At 72.1% G+C, this 18912-nt stretch carries 17 protein-coding genes; 7 read left to right on the top strand and 10 right to left on the bottom strand.

Annotated elements, in window-relative coordinates; all coding sequences use genetic code 11:
• From nadC to DEJ35_RS14515, 4 genes are read right to left on the bottom strand one after another with little or no spacing between them, the layout of a single operon-like run.
• Complete coding sequence (nadC, locus tag DEJ35_RS14530) at positions 1–906, bottom strand: carboxylating nicotinate-nucleotide diphosphorylase (RefSeq protein WP_110862478.1); 906 nt, start codon at positions 904–906, stop codon at positions 1–3.
• Positions 903–2648: an L-aspartate oxidase gene (locus DEJ35_RS14525; protein WP_111124118.1), complete on the bottom strand. Its 1746-nt coding sequence runs from the start codon at positions 2646–2648 to the stop codon at positions 903–905. Before DEJ35_RS14525 ends, nadC begins: the two co-directional genes overlap by 4 nt.
• Positions 2649–2680: 32 nt before the next feature.
• Positions 2681–3952, bottom strand: a complete 1272-nt coding sequence (gene nadA, locus DEJ35_RS14520; RefSeq protein WP_110862480.1) for a quinolinate synthase NadA — start codon at positions 3950–3952, stop codon at positions 2681–2683.
• An 8-nt stretch (positions 3953–3960) separates the two neighbouring features.
• On the bottom strand, positions 3961–4668 hold the full coding sequence (locus tag DEJ35_RS14515; RefSeq protein ID WP_110862481.1) for an NUDIX domain-containing protein: 708 nt from the start codon (positions 4666–4668) through the stop codon (positions 3961–3963).
• 144 nt (positions 4669–4812) lie between these two features.
• Here DEJ35_RS14515 and DEJ35_RS14510 point away from each other — a divergent pair, with 144 nt between their 5' ends.
• From DEJ35_RS14510 to DEJ35_RS14500, 3 genes are all read left to right on the top strand, one after another.
• Positions 4813–5094, top strand: a complete 282-nt coding sequence (locus DEJ35_RS14510) for an acylphosphatase (protein ID WP_035808828.1) — start codon at positions 4813–4815, stop codon at positions 5092–5094.
• 167 nt (positions 5095–5261) lie between these two features.
• Positions 5262–6743: an MDR family MFS transporter gene (locus DEJ35_RS14505; protein ID WP_111193015.1), complete on the top strand. Its 1482-nt coding sequence runs from the start codon at positions 5262–5264 to the stop codon at positions 6741–6743.
• A gap of 34 nt (positions 6744–6777) precedes the next feature.
• Positions 6778–8025: a D-arabinono-1,4-lactone oxidase gene (locus DEJ35_RS14500; RefSeq protein WP_111193027.1), complete on the top strand. Its 1248-nt coding sequence runs from the start codon at positions 6778–6780 to the stop codon at positions 8023–8025.
• Positions 8026–8196: 171 nt separating this feature from the next.
• Here DEJ35_RS14500 and DEJ35_RS14495 read toward each other — a convergent pair whose 3' ends face one another.
• Positions 8197–8706: a 2'-5' RNA ligase family protein gene (locus DEJ35_RS14495; RefSeq protein ID WP_111193014.1), complete on the bottom strand. Its 510-nt coding sequence runs from the start codon at positions 8704–8706 to the stop codon at positions 8197–8199.
• A gap of 217 nt (positions 8707–8923) precedes the next feature.
• Between DEJ35_RS14495 and DEJ35_RS14490 the strand changes: the two genes are divergently transcribed.
• Genes DEJ35_RS14490 through DEJ35_RS14480 form a run of 3 tightly spaced genes read left to right on the top strand, consistent with a single transcriptional unit; the run spans position 8924 to position 11645 of the window.
• Positions 8924–9874: a MetQ/NlpA family ABC transporter substrate-binding protein gene (locus DEJ35_RS14490; RefSeq protein WP_110862484.1), complete on the top strand. Its 951-nt coding sequence runs from the start codon at positions 8924–8926 to the stop codon at positions 9872–9874.
• Positions 9874–10974, top strand: a complete 1101-nt coding sequence (locus DEJ35_RS14485; RefSeq protein ID WP_111090256.1) for a methionine ABC transporter ATP-binding protein — start codon at positions 9874–9876, stop codon at positions 10972–10974. The genes DEJ35_RS14490 and DEJ35_RS14485 overlap by 1 nt, the downstream gene beginning before the upstream one ends.
• Positions 10971–11645, top strand: coding sequence for a methionine ABC transporter permease (locus DEJ35_RS14480; RefSeq protein ID WP_220032964.1), 675 nt, complete (start codon positions 10971–10973; stop codon positions 11643–11645). Before DEJ35_RS14485 ends, DEJ35_RS14480 begins: the two co-directional genes overlap by 4 nt.
• Before the next feature lie 394 nt (positions 11646–12039).
• Here DEJ35_RS14480 and DEJ35_RS14475 read toward each other — a convergent pair whose 3' ends face one another.
• Both DEJ35_RS14475 and DEJ35_RS14470 read right to left on the bottom strand, forming a co-directional pair.
• Positions 12040–12816, bottom strand: a complete 777-nt coding sequence (locus DEJ35_RS14475) for an endonuclease/exonuclease/phosphatase family protein (protein WP_110862486.1) — start codon at positions 12814–12816, stop codon at positions 12040–12042.
• Positions 12817–12949: 133 nt separating this feature from the next.
• Entirely contained in the window at positions 12950–14359 is a 1410-nt protein-coding gene (locus tag DEJ35_RS14470; RefSeq protein WP_110862487.1) for an MFS transporter, read from the bottom strand.
• A 239-nt stretch (positions 14360–14598) separates the two neighbouring features.
• Between DEJ35_RS14470 and DEJ35_RS14465 the strand changes: the two genes are divergently transcribed.
• The gene (locus DEJ35_RS14465; RefSeq protein ID WP_111193013.1) at positions 14599–15846 is read left to right on the top strand and encodes a hypothetical protein; all 1248 of its coding nucleotides are present in this window, start codon (positions 14599–14601) and stop codon (positions 15844–15846) included.
• A 126-nt stretch (positions 15847–15972) separates the two neighbouring features.
• Here the strand turns inward: DEJ35_RS14465 and DEJ35_RS17370 are convergent, their stop codons facing one another.
• The 3 genes from DEJ35_RS17370 to DEJ35_RS14450 all read right to left on the bottom strand — a co-directional run bounded on the left by DEJ35_RS17370 (position 15973) and on the right by DEJ35_RS14450 (position 18796).
• Positions 15973–16464 (bottom strand): pyridoxamine 5'-phosphate oxidase family protein, encoded by a 492-nt coding sequence (locus DEJ35_RS17370; RefSeq protein WP_181420162.1) that lies wholly within the window; start codon positions 16462–16464, stop codon positions 15973–15975.
• Positions 16465–16835: 371 nt separating this feature from the next.
• Positions 16836–17498 (bottom strand): hypothetical protein, encoded by a 663-nt coding sequence (locus DEJ35_RS14455; protein WP_111193011.1) that lies wholly within the window; start codon positions 17496–17498, stop codon positions 16836–16838.
• A 188-nt stretch (positions 17499–17686) separates the two neighbouring features.
• Positions 17687–18796 carry an LLM class flavin-dependent oxidoreductase gene (locus DEJ35_RS14450; protein ID WP_258369976.1) on the bottom strand — a complete coding sequence of 370 codons (1110 nt, stop codon included), beginning with the start codon at positions 18794–18796 and terminating at the stop codon, positions 17687–17689.
• Positions 18797–18912 lie beyond the last annotated feature (116 nt).

Here is an 18912-nt window from a genome sequence, read left to right as displayed (position 1 = left end):
TCAGTCCCGCACGGGAACCGCGACGTGCTCCGTCGGCACCGCGACGTCGATGTCGAGCCCGAGGTCGAGCGCCCGCGCCGAGTGGGTCAGCGCCCCGACCGAGATGACGTCGACGCCGGTGGCCGCGATCGCCGCGACGGTGTCGAGCGACACTCCGCCCGAGGCCTCGACGAGCGCGCGTCCGGCGACGATGCCGACCCCGGTCACGAGTTCGTCCGTGGTGAAGTTGTCGAGCATGATCGTGTCGACCCCGGCCGCGACGACGGGTTCGATCTGGTCGATGCGGTCCACCTCGACCTCCACGTGCACGGTGTGTCCGAGACGCACGCGGGCCTGGGCGATCGCGTCGCCGATGCCGATGCCGCCGGCCAGGAGCACCGCCAGGTGGTTGTCCTTGGCCAGCACGGCGTCGGAGAGCGAGGTGCGGTGGTTGTGTCCGCCGCCGCACCGGACGGCGTACCGCTCGAGCGCACGGAGGCCCGGCGTCGTCTTCCGGGTGTCGACGATCCGCGCAGCGGTGCCCGCGGCGGCCGCGACGTGGGCGGCGGTGGCCGTCGCGATGCCCGACATCCGCTGGACCAGGTTGAGGGCGACCCGTTCGGCCCGCAGCACGGCCCGCGCCGACCCGGTCACGGTCGCGAGGACGTCGCCGGCCGCGAAGTGCGTGCCGTCGGCGACGTGCACGACCGCATCGACCGCCGGGTCGACGGCGTGCATCACGGCGACGAAGACCCCACCGCCGCTCAGCACGCCGGGCTCGCGCGCGCCGAGGGTCGCGGTCGCGGTCGCCTCGGCGGGGATCAGGGTCTCGCTGGTGACGTCGCCCCAGGGCGCGTCCTCCTCGAGCGCGGTCTCGATCACGCGACGCAGCGCGTGCGGCGGGATGGTGCCGGGGTCGGTGGTCATGCGGGTACCTCCTGCGGGAAGACTGCGGAGCCGTCGGCACGTTCGTCCGTGTGCTCGTCGGGGTGTGCGTCGGTGTGGTCGACGACCCAGGCGTACGAGGCCGGGGCGGCGGGGTCGGTGTCGGGGTGGTCGGTGCGGGCGTGCGCCCCGCGGGACTCGGTGCGGGTTGCAGCGGCGAGCGCGACGAGTCGTGCCAGGTCGAGCAGCGCGCGGTCCTCGTGCTCACGCACGCCGCCGCCGGTCGGCGCGGTCAGCGCGTCGAGGTCGCGGCGTGCGCTCGCAAGCCCGACGGCGTCACGGAGCAGCCCGACACGGTCCGTCATGACGGACTGGACCGCCAGCCGGACGGCACCGACGTCGTCGAGGTGGGTCGCGCCTCCAGGCAGGGTCGGACTGGGCCCACGCCTGCCGGTTCCGGCGCGCTGCGGAGCCTGCGGAGCCTGCGGAGCGGCGTGACGGCCGAGCAGGTGGGGAGAGGCACGGATCGCGTCGGCCGCTCGGGGCACGCTGGTCACGTGGAGACCGGCGTCCCCGCGCAGGCGGAGCAGGCCGGGTCGCGGTGCGGCGACCGCGTCCGCTGCGCGGACCGCGAAGACGAGTCCCTCGAGCAGGGAGTTCGAGGCGAGCCGGTTGGCGCCGTGCACCCCGGTGCAGGCGGCTTCGCCGACGGCGAGCAGTCCGGGCAGGCTGGTGCGGCCCTCGGCGTCGGTGGCGATGCCGCCCATCGAGTAGTGCGCGGCCGGTGCGACGGGGACGCCTTCGCGGGTCCAGTCGAACCCGGCGGCGCGGGTGGCCCGGGTGAGTCCGGGGAACCGCGAGACCAGGAACCCGGCGTCGAGACCGGTGGCGTCGAGGAGCACGGGCGCGCCGCCCTGGTCGCGCACCGCGGCGGCGATCCCACGGGCGACGACGTCACGCGGGGCGAGCTCGGCGTCCGGGTGCGCGTCGGTCATGAAGCGGTGCCCGGCGGCGTCGCGGAGCACGGCACCCTCGCCACGGACGGCCTCGGAGACCAGTCCCCCGTCGGGGACTGCGAGTCGGGTCGGGTGGAACTGGACGAACTCCAGGTCAGCGAGGACGGCGCCGGCGCGCCAGGCGGCGGCGACCCCGTCGCCCGTCGCGACCAGGGGGTTCGTCGTCTCGCGGTACAGGTGTCCGGCTCCCCCGGACGCGATGACGACGGCGTCCGCGTCGAGCCGGCGGGGTTCTCCGAGCAGGTCGAGGACGTCGAGGCCGACCACCGCTCCGCCGCGGACGACCAGGTCGGTCAGGCTCGTGCGCTCCAGGATCGTGACGTGCCGTCGGTGCAGTGCCGCGATGAGGGTGCGTTCGATGGCGGCCCCGGTCGCGTCACCGTCCGCGTGCACGACGCGCCACCGGCCGTGCGCGGCCTCGCGACCGCGGGCGAGGTCGTCGCCGTACCGGTCCAGTGACGCCGGGTCCGACGAGCGGTCGAAGGGCACCCCGAGCGCGAGCAGGTCGCGGACGCGGGCCGGGCCGTCGGTGCACAGGACCTCGACGGCCCGGGCGTCGGCACTGCCGGCCGCGGCGACGTGCGTGTCGGCCTGGTGCAGCGTCGCGGAGTCGTCGGCGCCGAGCGCCACCGCGATGCCGCCCTGGGCGTACGCGGTGGCGCTGTCGGCGAGTGCCCCCTTCGTCACCAGGGTGACGTCGTGCAGGGCACTCGCACGGATCGCTGCGGTCAGGCCGGCGATGCCGGACCCGACGATGACGACGTGCACGGTGGTCTCCCTCGTTCGGTCGGGTCCGCGTCTCAGCCGCGCGGCTTCGCGGCGAGCATGCGCTCGAGTGCCACCTTGGCGTCGGCCTGCACGTCGGCGGGGACGACGATCTCGTTGAGGACCTCGCCGCGGACGAGTGCCTCGAGCACCCAGGCGAGGTAGCCCGGGTGGATCCGGTACATCGTCGAGCAGGGGCAGACGACCGGGTCGAGGCAGAAGATCGTGTGCTGCGGGTACTCGGCGGCGAGCCGGTTCACCATGTTGATCTCGGTGCCGATCGCGAAGGTGGTCGGCTCGGTGGCCGCGGCGACGGTCTTCCGGATCAGGTCGGTGCTGCCGGCGTGGTCGGCGGCGTCGACCACGGCCATCGGGCACTCCGGGTGCACGATGACCTGCACGCCCGGGTGCTCGCGGCGTGCCTGGTCGATCTGGTCAACCGTAAAGCGGCGGTGCACCGAGCAGAAGCCGTGCCAGAGGATGACCTTGGCCGCTTCGAGGTCACTCGTCTCGTTGCCGCCGAGGGGCTTCCGGGGGTTCCACATCGGCATCAGGTCGGTGCTGATGCCCATCGCCTTCGCGGTGTTGCGGCCGAGGTGCTGGTCGGGGAAGAACAGGACGCGCTGCCCGCGCTCGAAGGCCCACTCGAGCACCGTCGCGGCGTTCGACGAGGTGCAGACGATGCCACCGTTGCGACCGCAGAAGGCCTTGAGGTCGGCGGCGGAGTTCATGTAGGTGACCGGGATCACGGGGACGCGGCCGTCGGCGTCGGGCTCGGTGCCGTACACCGCCGTCAGCTCCGCCCACGCGGCCTCGACGCTGTCGATGTCGGCCATGTCGGCCATCGAGCACCCGGCCGCCAGGTTCGGCAGGATCACGCGCTGGTCGTCGCGCGCCAGGATGTCGGCCGTCTCGGCCATGAAGTGCACACCGCAGAACACGATCGCCTCGGCGTCGGGCTTCGTCAGGGCGGCGTTCGCGAGCTGGAACGAGTCGCCCAGGAAGTCCGCGTGCCGGACGACCTCGTCGCGCTGGTAGAAGTGCCCGAGGACGACGACCCGGTCGCCGAGGGTGGCCTTCGCCCGCTCGATGCGCTCGTGGAGCTCGTCGGTCGGGGCCGTCTTGTACTCGTCGGGCAGCACACCCTGACGCGGGGCGCTCGTCGGGATGACGTCGGACATCGACGACCCCGGGCCGTACCCGGGGCGCGAGTCGAAGTCCCACGTCGGCACGGCGAGGTCGGGCGTGCAGGTGCTCCCGCCGGCCCGGCCGTTGGAGATGAGTTCGATCGTCGTGGCGATGGACACGGGGTTTCCTATCGGTTCCGCTGCTGGTGCTGATCGGCCCCGGTCCGCAGCGGGCCGTTGTCCGCGTAGGCCAGGTCGGGGTTCGAGCGGTACAGCCGGGCCGGACGGTGCCGGCCCCCGCTCGTGGTCTCGTCGGTCGGCAGGACCGCGTCGGTCTTCTCGACCTGCCGACGGAAGTTCGCGGGGTCGAGTGCTCGGCCGAGCACCGCCTCGTACACGCCCCGGAGTTCGGCGAGGGTGAAGCGGTCGCCGAGGAACGCCTGCGCGATCCGCGAGTACGACATCTTGTTGCGCAGCCGCCACAGGGCGTACTCCACGATGCGGTCGTGGTCGAAGGCGAGCGGCGGGTGCTCGTCGGCCAGGAACCACCGGACGTTCCAGTCGTCGGGCACGACGTTCGCCTCGTCCGGGTGCACCAGTGCCCAGTAGACGATCGACACGACCCGGCTCGGGGAGCGTCCGACGTCGCCGAACGCGTAGAGCTGCTCGAGGTACCGCGGCTGGACGTTGGTCGTCTCGCGGAGTCGGGCGGCCGCCGAGTCCTCCAACCCCTCGTCGTCGCCGACCCAGCCGCCGGGGAGCGCCCAGGAACCCTCGAACGGTTCGGCGACGCGACGGACGAGCGGCATCCACAGCGCCGGGGCCCCGGTGTCGGGGTGCGGGCGCAGCGCGACGATCACGGTGGAGACCGCGACGCGGATGCCTGCTTCGTCCATGGTGGAGATAGTGTCAATCTGACTCGAAGTGTTCGGGTTGAGATGACACTATCACTGTCGACACGGCGCGCTCGTCACGAGCCGGAAACAGATCGTCACGGGGCCGAAAACTCCCGACGGCCAGCCGCGGTTAGCGTGGAGGACATGACGACGGTGACGAGGGTGCATGCCGTGGTGTCGGGGACGGTCCAGGGGGTCGGCTTCCGGTACTGGACCGCTCGGAAGGCCGACGGGCTCGACCTCGTCGGCTACGCGAGGAACCTCTGGGACGGCACCGTCGAGGTCGAGGCCGAGGGACCGTCGGTCGCGGTCGACTCCCTGGTGGAGTGCCTGCGGACCGGACCACCGTCGGCGACCGTGACCGACGTCACCCTGCGCTCGGTCGTCCCGCACGGGGACGCCGACGGGTTCGCGATCCTGCACTGAGCGGACGTGCGTGGGAGCGGTGCCGGCGTCCGGCGCGCTCGGCACCGATCGTTCACCTGCGGATGTCGGAGCGAAGCGGAATAATCGCATCCACTCAGGGAGTTGGCCTGTCTGCGCGTCCTGCGCCACACCCGTTCCACCCGTCGTGACCCACCAGGAGCACCCGCATGACCCAGGCCGTCGATTCCGCCCCCCGCACGGGAAGCGTCTCGCAGCCGTCCGCTGCCGAGACCCGACTCGTGATCGGGCTGCTGCTCGTCTCCGCGTTCGTCGTCATCCTGAACGAGACGATCATGGGCGTGGCGCTGCCCCGGCTCATGGACGACCTGGACATCAGCGCCGCGACCGGCCAGTGGCTGACCACCGGCTTCCTGCTCACCATGGCGGTCGTCATCCCGATCACCGGGTTCCTGCTGCAGCGCTTCAACACCCGCCCCGTCTTCGTCTGGGCGATGGGCCTGTTCTCGGTCGGCACGCTGATCGCCCTGCTCGCGCCGGGCTTCACCGTCCTGCTCGTCGGCCGCATCGTGCAGGCCAGCGGCACGGCGATCATGATGCCGCTGCTGATGACGACGGTCCTGACCCTCGTCGACCCCGCGCACCGTGGCCGCATCATGGGCAACATCTCGATCGTCATCTCGGTCGCTCCGGCCATCGGCCCGACGATCTCCGGCCTGATCCTCAACGCGTTCTCGTGGCGCTGGCTGTTCGGCTTCGTGCTGCCCATCGCGATCGCGGCGCTGGTCCTCGGCATGGTCAAGGTGCAGAACGTCTCGACGCCGCGCAAGGCGCCGATCGACGTCGTCTCGGTCGTGCTCTCCGCCTTCGCGTTCGGTGGCATCGTCTACGGCCTGTCCAGCATCGGTGAAGCCGGCGCGACCGGACCGCTCGTCCCGGTGACCGCCCTGGTCGTCGGTGCCGTCGCCCTCGCGGTGTTCATCGTCCGGCAGACGCGCCTGCAGCGCACCGACAGCGCCCTGCTCGACCTCCGCACCTTCCGCACCCGTGGCTTCACGGTGCCGATCGTCGCGATGGGCCTGAGCTTCATGGCGATGTTCGGCACGCTCATCCTGCTGCCGATCTACCTGGAGCGCGTCCTCGGACTCGAGGTCCTGCAGGTCGGCCTGCTGCTGCTCCCCGGTGGTCTGCTGATGGGCCTGCTCTCCCCCATCGTGGGTCGCATCTACGACCGCCGCGGCCCGCGCGTGCTGCTCATCCCCGGATCGATCATCGTCAGCGCCGTGCTCTGGGCGCTCTCCACCGTCGGCGTCGACACCAGCGTGTGGTTCATCCTCGGTGCGCACGTGGTGCTGAGCATCGGTCTGGCCCTGACCTTCACGCCGCTGTTCACCGCGGCGCTCGGCGGGCTGCCCCCGAAGCTGTACTCGCACGGCAGCGCGGTGCTCGGCACGGCGCAGCAGCTCGCCGGTGCGGCGGGCACCGCCCTGTTCGTCACGCTGCTGACGATCGGTGCGGCCACCGCCGTCGAGGGTTCCGGTGCCCGTGGGGTCCAGGTGGCCACCGCCTCGGGCGTCAGCACCGCCTTCATGGTCGGCGCGATCATCTCCCTGTTCGGCATCCTGGCGTCGGTGTTCGTCCGCCGGCCCGAGGTGCCCGAAGGCGCGCCGACGCCCCCGCCCGTGCACTGACCCCGTCGCGGGCCCGCATGGCAGTGTGGGCGGCATGCGGTCGACGACGAGCGAACTCAACTGGTCCGGCACGGTCACGTACACGGCCGAACGGGTCGTCCGTCCGTCGTCGATCGACGAGGCAGCTCAGGTCGTGGCGGAGGCCGAACGGGTGCACGGGCTGGGCACCCGCCACTCGTTCAACGACGTCGCCGACACCGCGGGCATCCTGCTCGACCTGACCGGGATCCCCACGGACCTGGTCGTCGACGCCGAGCACCGCACCGTGACGCTCGGGGCCGGCACCCGGTACGGCGACGTCGCGGCCGACATCGACCGTGCCGGGTTCGCCCTGCACAACACGGGGTCCCTGCCGCACATCTCGGTCGGGGGTGCGGTCGCGACCGGGACCCACGGCTCCGGCACGACACTGGGCTCGCTCGCCACCGCGGTGCGCGCGTTCGAGGTGCTCGGTCCGGACGGCACCGCCCGGACGATCGACCGGACGGACCCCGCGTTCGACGGCGGCGTGCTGCACCTCGGACTGCTCGGCATCGTGACCCGGGTGACCCTCGAGGTCGAACCGGCCTACCGGATGCGTCAGGACGTCTACGGCGCGATCCCCTGGGACACCTTCACGGCGAACGTCGCCGAGGTGCACGCCGCCGCGTACTCCGTGTGCGCCTACACGGTGTTCGGCGACGCGATCACCGAGGTCCTGGTGAAGTCGCGCGTGCCCGACGGCGCCGACGACGTCCCGGTACCGGACGCGCTGGCCGGCGCAGCCCGGCTGCCCGGCACCCCCGGCGACGACCACCGGACCGCCCGCGACGGCTCGGTCGGACCCTGGTGGGACCGGCTGCCGCACTTCCCGATCGGGTCCGTCCCGAGCCACGGGTCCGAGGTGCAGAGCGAGCACTTCGTCCCGCTCCGGCACGCGGCGGCCGCCCTCGACGCGCTCCGGGGGCTCGCCGACCGGATCCAGCCGCACCTGCACGTCTGCGAACTCCGGACGATGGCAGCGGATCACCTGTGGCTCAGCCCGACCCAGGGCGAGGACGTGCTCTGCATCGCGTTCACCTGGAGGAAGCACCCGGCCGAGGTCGCCGCGCTCCTGCCCGACCTGGAGTCCCGGCTCGCGGCCTTCGACGGCCGACCGCACTGGGGCAAGATGAGCTCGCTCGACCACGCGGCGATCGCCGGGCTGTACCCGCGACTGGCGGACTTCCGCGAGCTCGTCGCCCGGGCCGACCCGGAGCGGACGTTCGCATCCGCGTTCGGCGAGCGGGTGCTCGGGACCTGACCCGGGCCTCCAGGCCGTGCCCAGCGTTCCGCTGCTCGCCGCTCGCCGCGCCGCTCGCCGCTCGCCGCGCCCGGAACCAGGTTCTGGACACCGAACCACGGGATCGCACGGTGCTGTGTCCGGAACCTGGTTCCGGGAGCGGGAACGCGCCCGACGCAGCCCCGCCAGCGGTCAGATCGACGTGAACGCGAGCGGCGTGATCGTCCGCGTCTCGCCGTCCCAGTGCCGGACGCCGCCGACGTCGAGCGCCTCGGGCAGCGGCACGGCGCGCAGCGCAGCAACGGCGCGCGGCAGGTCCTCGTCACGCAGCCGGCGGGCCAGCGTGACGTGCGGTGACCAGTGTCCGGGCAACGAGGTCTCGACGCCGCCGGGGGCGACCGCGTGCACCTCGCCGTGGAAGGTCGTGAGCGCTGCGTCGACGACCACCGCTCGCACGAGCACCGACCGACCGGCACCCGCGGGGAAGAGCAGGAGCCCACCGAGCCGGATCGACGTCGGGACCGGCGTTCGCAACCCCGCGGGCACGGGCAGCGAGTCCCCGGCGGCCAGGGTGACGTGCGGGGCGTTCGACGGCGACGGGTGCCGACCGAGGCTCGGCAGGTCGGCATCGATGAGGGCCTGCCAGGCGGACCGCACGGCGGCGTCCGACTCCGGGCCGAGGACGAGTTCGATGCTGCGCACGATCCGAGTCAACCAACCCGGACCGCGAGGCGTCCTGCGCCGCGTCCGTAACGCGTCCCGCGACGCGCTCTGTGACGGCCTCCGTGACGGCCTGCGTGACGGCGATGTAACACAGCGGAACGGAACTCGCCCCGGGGGTGGACCGCACGTCACACTCGTCTCCACGCCGCGGACCACCGCGGCTCCCCCACACGCACGGCCCACGAGGAGCACCAGCATGTCCGCAGCCCCCGCACTGCCCGAGAAGCCGAAGGGCAAGCGTCCGATCGGCTGGATCGTCGCCGCCGCGATCGTCGTCGTCGCGATCGTCGTCGCCGTCATCGTCGGAGCCGTCCGCTCCGGGAGCAACGACGCCGGTGCCGCCGGCGACGCCGCCCCGAAGACCGTCACCATCGGTGTCGCGGACAAGTCGCTCGGCTACTGGAGCACCTACACGAAGCTCGCGAAGGAGAAGCTCAACGTCACCGTCAAGCTGACGAACTTCTCCGACTACTCGCTGCCGAACCCCGCGCTCAAGGACGGCCAGCTCGACATCAACCAGTTCCAGCACATCCAGTACCTGGCGGACTACAACGTCACCTCGAACGACGACCTGCAGCCGATCGGCTCCACCGCCGTCTACCCGCTGCCGCTCTACGCGACGAAGTACGACAAGCCTTCCGAGCTGCCCGCGAACGCGAAGGTCGCGATCCCGAACGACTCGATCAACCAGGCCCGTGCGCTCCTGATCCTGCAGGCCGCGGACCTGATCACGCTGAAGGACGGCGGCTCGGCGTTCTCCACCGCCGACGACATCGAGACGAAGAAGGTCGACGTCCAGCCCCTCGACGCCTCGCAGACCGCGAACGCGCTGCAGCAGGGCTCGGTCGCCGCCGCGGTCGTGAACAACAACTTCGCCACCGCCGCCGGCCTGCCGATCTCGGACGCGATCTACCAGGACGACCCCTCGAGCGCGAGTGCCGCCCCGTACGTGAACGTGTTCGCCGTCCGCGACGAGGACAAGGGGAACAAGACCTACCTCGAGCTGGCGGAGCTGTTCCAGGACGACGCCGTGCAGCAGGCCTTCGAGAAGGACCTGCCCGAGGCCGTCGCCCGCGACGAGAGCGCCTCGAAGCTGCAGGACGAGCTCGCCCAGGTCGAGCAGGACGCGAAGGCGGCCAAGCAGTAGTGCCGGTCCTCGTCGAACTCCGCGGCGTCTCGAAGCACTACCGCCGCGCCGACACCGGCGAGACCGTGGTGGCCGTCGAGGACGTCTCCCTCGACGTGCACCAGGGAGAGGTCCTCGGCGTCATCGGGTACTCCGGTGCCGGCAAGTCCACCCTGGTCCGCCTGGTCAACGCGCTGGAACTGCCGAGTTCCGGCACGGTGACCGTCGCGGGCCGCGAGCTGACGGCGATCCCCGAGCGGGACCGCCGTACGGCGCGTCGCAACATCGGGATGATCTTCCAGCAGTTCAACCTGTTCCGGTCCCGCACGATCGCCGGCAACGTCGCGTACCCGCTCAAGGTCGCCGGTGTGCCGAAGGCCGAGCGGGACCGCCGCGTCGCCGAGCTGCTCGACTTCGTCGGCCTGCTCGAGCGCGCCCATGCCTACCCGGAGCAGCTCTCCGGCGGGCAGAAGCAGCGCGTCGGCATCGCCCGCGCCCTCGCCGCGTCGCCGGACCTGCTGCTCGCCGACGAGGCGACCAGCGCCCTCGACCCGGAGACCACGTCCGAGGTGCTCGCGCTGCTCCGGCGGGTCAACCGGGAGCTCGGTGTCACCATCATCGTGATCACCCACGAGATGGATGCCGTCCGGCAGATCGCCGACCGGGTCGCCGTGATGGAGCAGGGCCGGGTCGTCGAGGTCGGGGACGTCTACGACGTGTTCTCGACCCCGAAGACCGGCGCCGCGCAGCGCTTCGTCCGCACCGCGCTGCACGACCGGCCCTCCCCCGAGACGCTCCGGCGCCTGCGGGACCGTCACCCCGGTCGGCTCGTCACGGTGCAGATCACCGACGAGGCCGGGCTGCAGAACCGCATCGACGCCGCGTTCCGCGCCGCCGGGGTCACCGCCGAGCTCGTCTACGGCGGGGTCGGGGAGATCCGGGAGCGTCGGATCGGGTCGCTCACCTACGAGCTGAGCGACGCCAGCGGCGGGCCAGGCGGGCCAGGCGGCCCCGGCGGATCGCGTGCGTCCGGTGCAACCGGTGCGCCCGGCGCCATCGACGCCGCGATCGCCGCACTCCGCGCCGACGGCGTCACGACCGACGAGGAGGCCGCCGCGTGAACAACAACTCGTTCCAGAGCGTGATCGACACGTTCGACGTCTTCCTGGCCGCCATCCGCGACACCATCGTGATGTCGCTCGTCTCGCTGGTCATCGCCGGGGTCATCGGCCTCGCGCTCGGCCTGCTGCTGTACGCGACCCGGCCGGGCAACGTGCTCGGCAACCGCACCGCGTACACGGTGCTCAACGTGTTCGTGAACCTGATCCGCCCGATCCCGTTCGTGATCTTCCTCGCCGCGATCGCGCCGCTGTCGCGGGTCGTCGTGCAGACCACGATCGGTGTCCCCGCGGTGACCTTCGCGATCTCGTTGGCCGCGGCCTTCGCGGTGTCCCGGATCGTCGAGCAGAACCTGCTGTCGGTCGACCCGGGTGTCGTCGAGGCTGCTCGGGCCTCGGGTGCGCACCCCGTGTCGATCCTGCTGACGGTGCTCATCCCCGAGGGTCTCGGCCCCCTGATCCTCGGTTACACGTTCATCTACATCGGCATCGTCGACATGACGGCGCAGGGCGCGCTGATCGGTGGCGGCGGACTCGGTGAGTACGCGATCACCTATGGCTCGCAGCGATACGACTGGTGGGTGGTCTACGTCTCGGTGGCGGCGATCGTCGTCATCGTGCAGCTCGGCCAGTTCATCGGCAACCGCTTGGCGCGGGTGACGCTGCGTCGCTGACGCGGGCTCGCGGGGCGGTCGGGACGGTGCGGGGCGGTGCGGGGCGGTCGCGACTCCCCGCTCACGTCCGCCGAGCGGTCGCGAAGTGTCGCCCGGCGGGCCCGCAGGCGACAGTTGGTGACCACCCGGCAACGCCACCGCCTGGAGGCCCGGTGCCGGTCCACGAGACCGGCACCGGGCCTCCAGTGCGTGGCCGGCGTGACGGGCGCGCCCAGCGCCGACTGCCGAGCGGTCATGACTCCCCGCTCACCTCCGCCGAAGGCGCACGAACCGTCGCCCGCCGCCCCCGCAACCGACAGTTCCCGACCAATCGGCGCCACGCCCGCGGCACGCCACGCGACGGCGCCACGCCCGCGGCACGCCGCGCGACGGCGCCGCGAGCAGCAGCACCGGGTCAGGCGGCGGGAGCCTCGACGGTGGTGACGGCGCCGGTCTCGCCGGGGTGCTCGTAGTGCGCACGCACCAGGATCGGGCGGTGGTCGGAGATGCCGGCCGGCAGGGTCTCGACGCCCGCGATGTGCAGGCCGACGCTCGTCGCGAAGTCGAAGTGGCCCGTGAACTTGCGGTAGCGCAGGTACGTCGGCTGGTCGGACAGCGACAGGGCGAAGCCGTGCTGCTCGATCTTGCGCCGCAGGTTCGTCTGGAACCACGGGTAGTTGAAGTCACCGACCATGACCGCGGGGACGTCCTTCGCCAGTTCGCGCAGGAACTGGTGCGCCGCTTCGATCTGCTTGCGGCGCAGGGAGTTCGTCGCGGTCAGCGGTGAGGCGTGGAACGAGGCGACGACGACCTCGGCGTCAGCCTCGGTGTCACGCAGGTGCATCGCGATGAGCCGCTCGTGCGCGGGTGCGAGGACCCGGTCGTGCAGCGACTTCTGCAGTGAGTGGATGCTGAAGTCCTGCACCTCGAAGCGGTCGTCACGCTTGTAGATCGCGAGCCCGAGTCGGTTGGTACGGGTCGACGCGGCGAGCGAGAGGCCGCCGATCGACGGTGCGAGGTCGTTGCTGTCACACTCCTGCACGCACAGGACGTCGGCTTCGGAGGCCTCGGCCAGTGCAGCGAGCTCGCCGTTCGCGGTGTGCTCGCGGAGGTTGTAACTGACGACACGGAGCTGCGTGGGCTGCACGGTCTGCTCTGGTGCGATCGTGCTCTGCTGCTCTGGCGCGGCCATGCTGCCTTCCTGTCCGGGTGTTCCGGTCACCCTGCCGCGGTCACCGTACTCGGGTACCGCGGACGGTTGCTGAGACTGTAACGCCTGCCGGGTTTCGTCCGTGTGACCGTGACGGAAACGGACAGCGGCGGGATCAGGCGCGGACACGGCGGACCGGGCGGACGGTGTCGCCCGCTGTGCGACTCATCAGGATGCCCTCGACGCAGGCGACCACGAGCAGGGCGGCGATGACCCAGAACGCGGCCGCGTACGGTCCGTCGCCGCCCAGGCCGGAAGCCGCGCGGATGACCACGGCGGCGACGGCGACACCGAAGCCCGCGGCGGTCTGCTGCAGCGTCGAGGACAGCGTGTTCGCGGGGGTCATGTCGGCCTGCTCGACGTCGGCGAAGGCGATGGTGTTGTACGCCGTGAAGCCCACGGAGCGGGCGGCACCGCTGACGACGAGCAGCACGGCGAGCAGCCAGAACGGGGTGTCCTCGGTCATGAACGCCATCGCGACCACGGTCAGCGCGGCGACGGCCGACGACACGATGATCACCGGGCGGTAGCCGAACCAACGGAGGAACGGGGTCGTCATCGGCTTGATGCCGAGGTTGCCGACGAACACCCAGAGCACCGCGGACCCGGCGAGCACGGCGCTCCAGCCCCAGGCGTCCTGGAACAGCAGCGGGAGCACGAACGGCACCGCGGACACCGCCAGGCGGAACAGGCTGCCGCCGGCGTGCGACACCCGGAAGGTCTCGAGTCGGAACGCGTCGAGCCCCATGATCGGGTGCGGGGCGCGGCGGAAGTGCCGGATCGCGAGCCAGCAGCACACGGCGCCGAGAACCCCGGAGACGACGACCGCGGTGACCGGCACGGCGTCGAGCGCGAGCAGCGAGGCCATCACCACGAGCGAGCCGAGCCCGACGCAGGCGAGCAGCGACCCGAACCAGTCGAACGGCACGCGCTGCGCCGCACGCTCCTGCGGCACGAGCACCAGGGCGGCGACGAAGGCGATGACGCCGAGCGGGATGTTGATGAGGAAGATCCAGTGCCACGTCAGCGTCTCGACGAGGACCCCGCCGATGAACGGCGCGATGATCGGTGCGGCGAGGGCCGGCCAGGTCAGGATGGCGATGGCGGTGACGAGTTGTTCGCGCCCCGCGCTCCGGAGCACGACGAGCCGGCCGACGGGCACCATGAGCGCTCCGCCGAGACCCTGCAGGATGCGCCACAGCGTGAGCTCGACCAGCCCGGTGGACAGCGCGCACAGGGCCGACGCGATCGTGAACAGCGCGATGGCCCCGGCGAAGACCGTCCGCGAGCCGATCCGGTCGGTGAGCCAGCCGGACACCGGGATGAACACCGCGAGGGTCACGAGGTAGGCGGTGATCGCGACGCCCACCGCGGCGGAGTCGACCCCGAGGTCACGCCCCATCGCCGGGGCGGCGGTCGCCAGGATGGTGCCGTCCAGGAGCTCCATGAAGAAGGTCCCGGCCACCAGCACGGCGACCGCCGTGCTGCCCGTCCGTCGTCTGGGTGTCGTCGCCGTCGTCGTCATCGCCCACCGAGACTATGCCCGCGGACGTCCGCGCCGTCACGGACGGGCCGCCCACCGGACGCGGCACCGTGCGCGGCACCGCCCACCCGCCGGACGCCGCACCGGCCACCCACCGTACGCGAGGCGGCACGCACGACGCGGGACGGGCCTCCAGGCGGGGTTCCGTGTGATCCTCAGGCTCGGGCCGACTACCCTGGCCGGGTGCCGACCCGACCACCCGAACGCCGAGGAACTGGCGCGTGAGCCGCACCGACAGCGCCGGTGTGGTCGCCGCGGGCACGGCCGGCGGTCGACGCCGCGTCCTGGAAACCGTGGCCTCCCTGCCGGCGTGGGCGGCGGTCCTGCTCGTCTGGACGGGCGGCCGGGTCCTGTCGACCCTGTGGCTCGCGCTCGCGTACCCGCTCATCGGTCGTGCGCTTCCGGGCAACGCGATCTGGGGCAACGAGCACGGGTTCGGCGCCTTCCTGGTGGCCTGGGACGGGCAGTACTACGAGCAGATCTCGCTGCACGGGTACCCCGACGCGCTGCCGCTCGACGCCGCCGGCAACGTCGCGCAGAACGCCTGGGCCTTCCTGCCGGCGTTCCCCTTCACGATCCGGGCGCTGACCGCCTCGACCGGGGTGCCGTTCGAACTCGGCGCCCCGCTCGTCGCGGTCGTCGCCGGGCTGCTCGCCACCTACCTGCTGCACCGCCTGGTGCGGGACCGCGCCGGGCACGCCGCGGCGATGTGGGCGGTCTTCTTCTTCAGCTGCGGTCCGCTGTCGTTCCTGCTGCAGGTCGGGTACGCGGAGAGCATGTTCCTCGCGCTGTCGTTCGGGGCGCTGCTCGCCCTGGAACGTCGGCGCTACGGGCTCCTGACGGCACTCGGCGTCGCGGCGGCCTTCACCCGCCCGGGCGCCCTGGCGATCCCGCTCGTGCTCGGCGTCGTCGCGCTCGTGCGGTGGGTGCGTGCACGGCGCGAGACCGGCCGGGTGTTCGAGGGCTTCCCGCTCCGCGAGCAGGTCCGGGTCGTCGCCGCGGGCCTGACCATGGTCCTCGCCGGGCTCGCCTGGCCGGTGATCGCCTCGCATGCCACCGGGACGCCGAACGCCTACCTGGAGACCGAGATGTCCTGGTGGGTGAACTTCATCGGCCGGGTGGACTTCGTGCCGCTGACGCCGTGGTTCCTCATCGCGGGTCGCTGGCTCGGCGTGGGCGGGATCCTGATCGTGGTGTTCCTGCTCGTCACGTACCCGATCTGGCTGCTCCGCCGCTCGACGCTGCGGCTCGGGCCCACGACGGTGCTGTACTCGGCCGCGTACGCGCTGTACATCTTCGCGGTGTCGCTGCCGATGGCCTCGACCCCGCGGCTGCTCATGCCGCTCGCGCCGCTGTTCGGGTCGCCCGAGCTGGTCGCGAAGCCCTGGATGCGGTGGACCTTCGTGACGGCCGCGTTGGCCGGGCAGCCGGTGCTGGTCGCGGTGCTGTGGCTGCTCGGCCCTCCGTGAGCGGCTGACGCGCAGCCCGAGCAGGCCCGGGCCGCGGCACCGCGCACGACGCACGAGCACCGCGCGCCGCGTCCCGACACGGCACGACGCCGCCGTCCCGACAGGACGACGGCGTCGCGTCGCGCTTCAGAGCTCGATCGTGCCGTGGTCGCCGGTGTCCGGCTGGCTCTGCTTGCCGAGCGCCGCCTTGAACATCTGCACCAGGCTGCCGACCGGCCCGGTGTCCTGGGTCCAGTACTCGACCGAGACCCCCTCGACCGTCAGCAGTCGGATCGACGGGTCCTGGCGTCCCTTCGGGAACCAGGCCTCGGCGAACGGGGACCACAGCTCGTCGACCACCGAGTCGTCGCGGGTCACGGTGGCGGTGCCGGCGATGGACAGGTACCCGCCCTGTGACTCGATCGAGACGTTGACGTGCGGGTTCCGCGCGATGTCCTCGACCTTCTCGCTGCCGTCCTGCACCAGGAACCGCAGGGTCCCGTGGAACGTCTTGTCCTGCACCGCGAGGGGCCTGGCGTGCAGGTTCCCGTCCTCGCTCACCGTGGTGAGCAGTGCCGTGTGGGCGCCGTGGACGATGTCCGAGATGGCGGCGCGCTGGTCCGTCTGTGTGTCGGTCATGGTGCTCCTTTGCGTCATGCGCCCCGCTCCGTGCGACGTGCGACCGTCGGTGCACGGGGCTGTACCGTTCCGACCAGTGTGCCCCTCCGGCGCTGGACGCGTCAGCCCGGCGCGTCCAGGTGGTCCGGTCCCGGTCGGCCTGGAGGCCCGGCGCACCTCCGCCACGCCGCCCCCGGCCCGGCGCGTCACGGCCATCGGACCGTGCATGCGTGCGCATGAAGCGACACCACGCGCGTCGATCGACAGGTGGAACGTCGTTGCATGCACACGCACCGGATGTGTGTGCATCGAGCGACTGAACACGAGTCGATCGACGCGTGGATCGTCGGAACATGCACACGCACGCACCCGAGAACGGCTCCCGCGGAGGGTCAGGCAGGTTCGCGGATGGTGGTCTCGACGTCGACGACCTGCGGGATCTTCGGCATCGAGGCGAAGCCGAACGCCACGGGCGGGTCGAGCGGCGCCAGGTCCCCGAGCGGCTCCCCCGCCCAGGTCCCCCGCACGCCGGTGACGTCGTGCGCCCCGGTCACGCCGTAGTACTCGCGGCGACCGTTGCCCGCCGACCCCGCCGTGCCGGACCCCGGCGCGAGCAGCCGTGCCACGGGGTCGATCGCGGCGAGCCAGCGCGGGTCGCGGGCGATCGGCTTCGGGACGATGCGCAGGATCCGGCCGAGCGGCGAGATGCCGCCGACGTCGATCGAGGCCTGCAGTGCCCCGGCGGACAGCTCGAGGCCGCTGGCGGTGCGGCGGGCGCGGACGTCGACGACCGAGACGGTGTCGAAGCGGTAGGTGCCGGAGACGTACGCGGCGACGATCTCGTCGGGCGCGAGCAGCACGCTGGTGCCGTCGGGGAGCTCGAGGAACACGTCCGTGAACGGGCCGAACGGCGAGCGGTCCCACATCCCGACGACGATCCGGACGCCCGAGGTGGTGCCGACGCCCATGATCCGGCCGCGGAACCGGCGTTCGACGACGGAGTCGGGGGCGTGACCAGCAGCGGGACCGGAGGCGTGGTCGGGGCGTGACGACATGCCCTGGACCGTACCCGCGGCCCCCGTGAGCCGATCTCGGTGGGCCTCCCCGGGCCTCCCGGCCGTTGCGTGCGGCACCGGACGGAGCCCACACGCAAGACACCGGTGTCCATGCTCCGAACACCCGCGAAGGGTGGTGTGGAGCGCGAACACCGGTGTCTTGCGGACCCCGACCGGACCCGCGACCGTCAGGCGACGGGGACGGGCTGCGCCAGCAGCTCGCGCACGCGGGGTGCGACCTCGGTGCCGTAGAGCTCGATCGACCGCATCATGTCGGCGTGCGGCAGGCGACCCGTCGCGTACCGCATGTCGAAGCGCGAGGCGCCGAGGATCCGCATGTTGCGCGCGACCTTCCGGGCGACGGTCTCCGGCGAGCCGACGTAGAGCGACCCGCCGGCCGACAGGCTCGCGCGGTACCCGGCGACGTCGAGGGGCGGCCAGCCGCGCTCCCGGCCGAGCTGGTCGGTGACGGCCTTGTGGTACGGCCAGTAGCGCTCGGCGGCCTCTTCGTCGGTGGCGGCCACGAAGCCCGGCGAGTGCATCGCGATGGGCTGCTGCGGCAGGTCGAGCTGCGCGAGGGCCTGGCGGTACAGGCGGGAGAACGGGGCGAACTGCGCCGGCTGCCCGCCGATGATGGCGAGGAACAGCGGCAGGCCGTACGACGCGGCACGGATGACCGACTGCGGGGAGCCACCGACGCCGATCCACGTCGGGATGGCACCGTGCTCGAGCTTCGGGAAGACGTCCTGGTCGACCAGGCCCGCGCGCTTCGTGCCGGACCAGGTCACGGCGTCGCCGCCGCGCAGGGCTGCCCAGAGCTGGAGCTTCTCCTCGAACAGGACCTCGTAGTCGCTCAGCTCGTAGCCGAACAGCGGGAACGACTCGGTGAAGGAGCCACGACCCAGGATGACCTCGGCGCGGCCGTTCGACAGGGCGTCGACGGTGGCGAAGCGCTCGTACACGCGGACGGGGTCGTCGGAGGACAGCACCGTGACCGCGGAGCCCATCCGGATGCGCTCCGTGCTGGCGGCGATCGCGGCGAGGACGACCTCGGGGGCGCTCACGACGAAGTCGGCTCGGTGGTGCTCCCCGACGCCGATGAAGTCGACGCCGACCTGGTCGGCGAGGACGGCCTGGTCGACGACGTCGCGGATGCTCTGCGCGTCGGACTGCAGGCTGCCGTCGGCGCGTTCGGTGACGTCGCCGAAGGTGTCGAGGCCGAGCTGCAGCGGCCCGATCCGCTCGGGTGCGGGCGGCGGGACGTCCGAGGGACGGTCGGTGCCGAATGCGTTGCTCATGGTGTCCTCCTGATCGCACTTCCATGCGTTTGCATAAACATAGCACGACGTGGGTCCGCGCGCACGGGGCCGCCGCGGGGCCCGCTCGGGGCCCGCTCGGGTCCCGCTCGGGGCCC

This window comes from Curtobacterium sp. MCPF17_051 (assembly GCF_003234595.1).
Taxonomy (GTDB): Bacteria; Actinomycetota; Actinomycetes; order Actinomycetales; family Microbacteriaceae; genus Curtobacterium; species Curtobacterium flaccumfaciens.
This window is presented reverse-complemented; position numbering and strand designations above follow the sequence as displayed.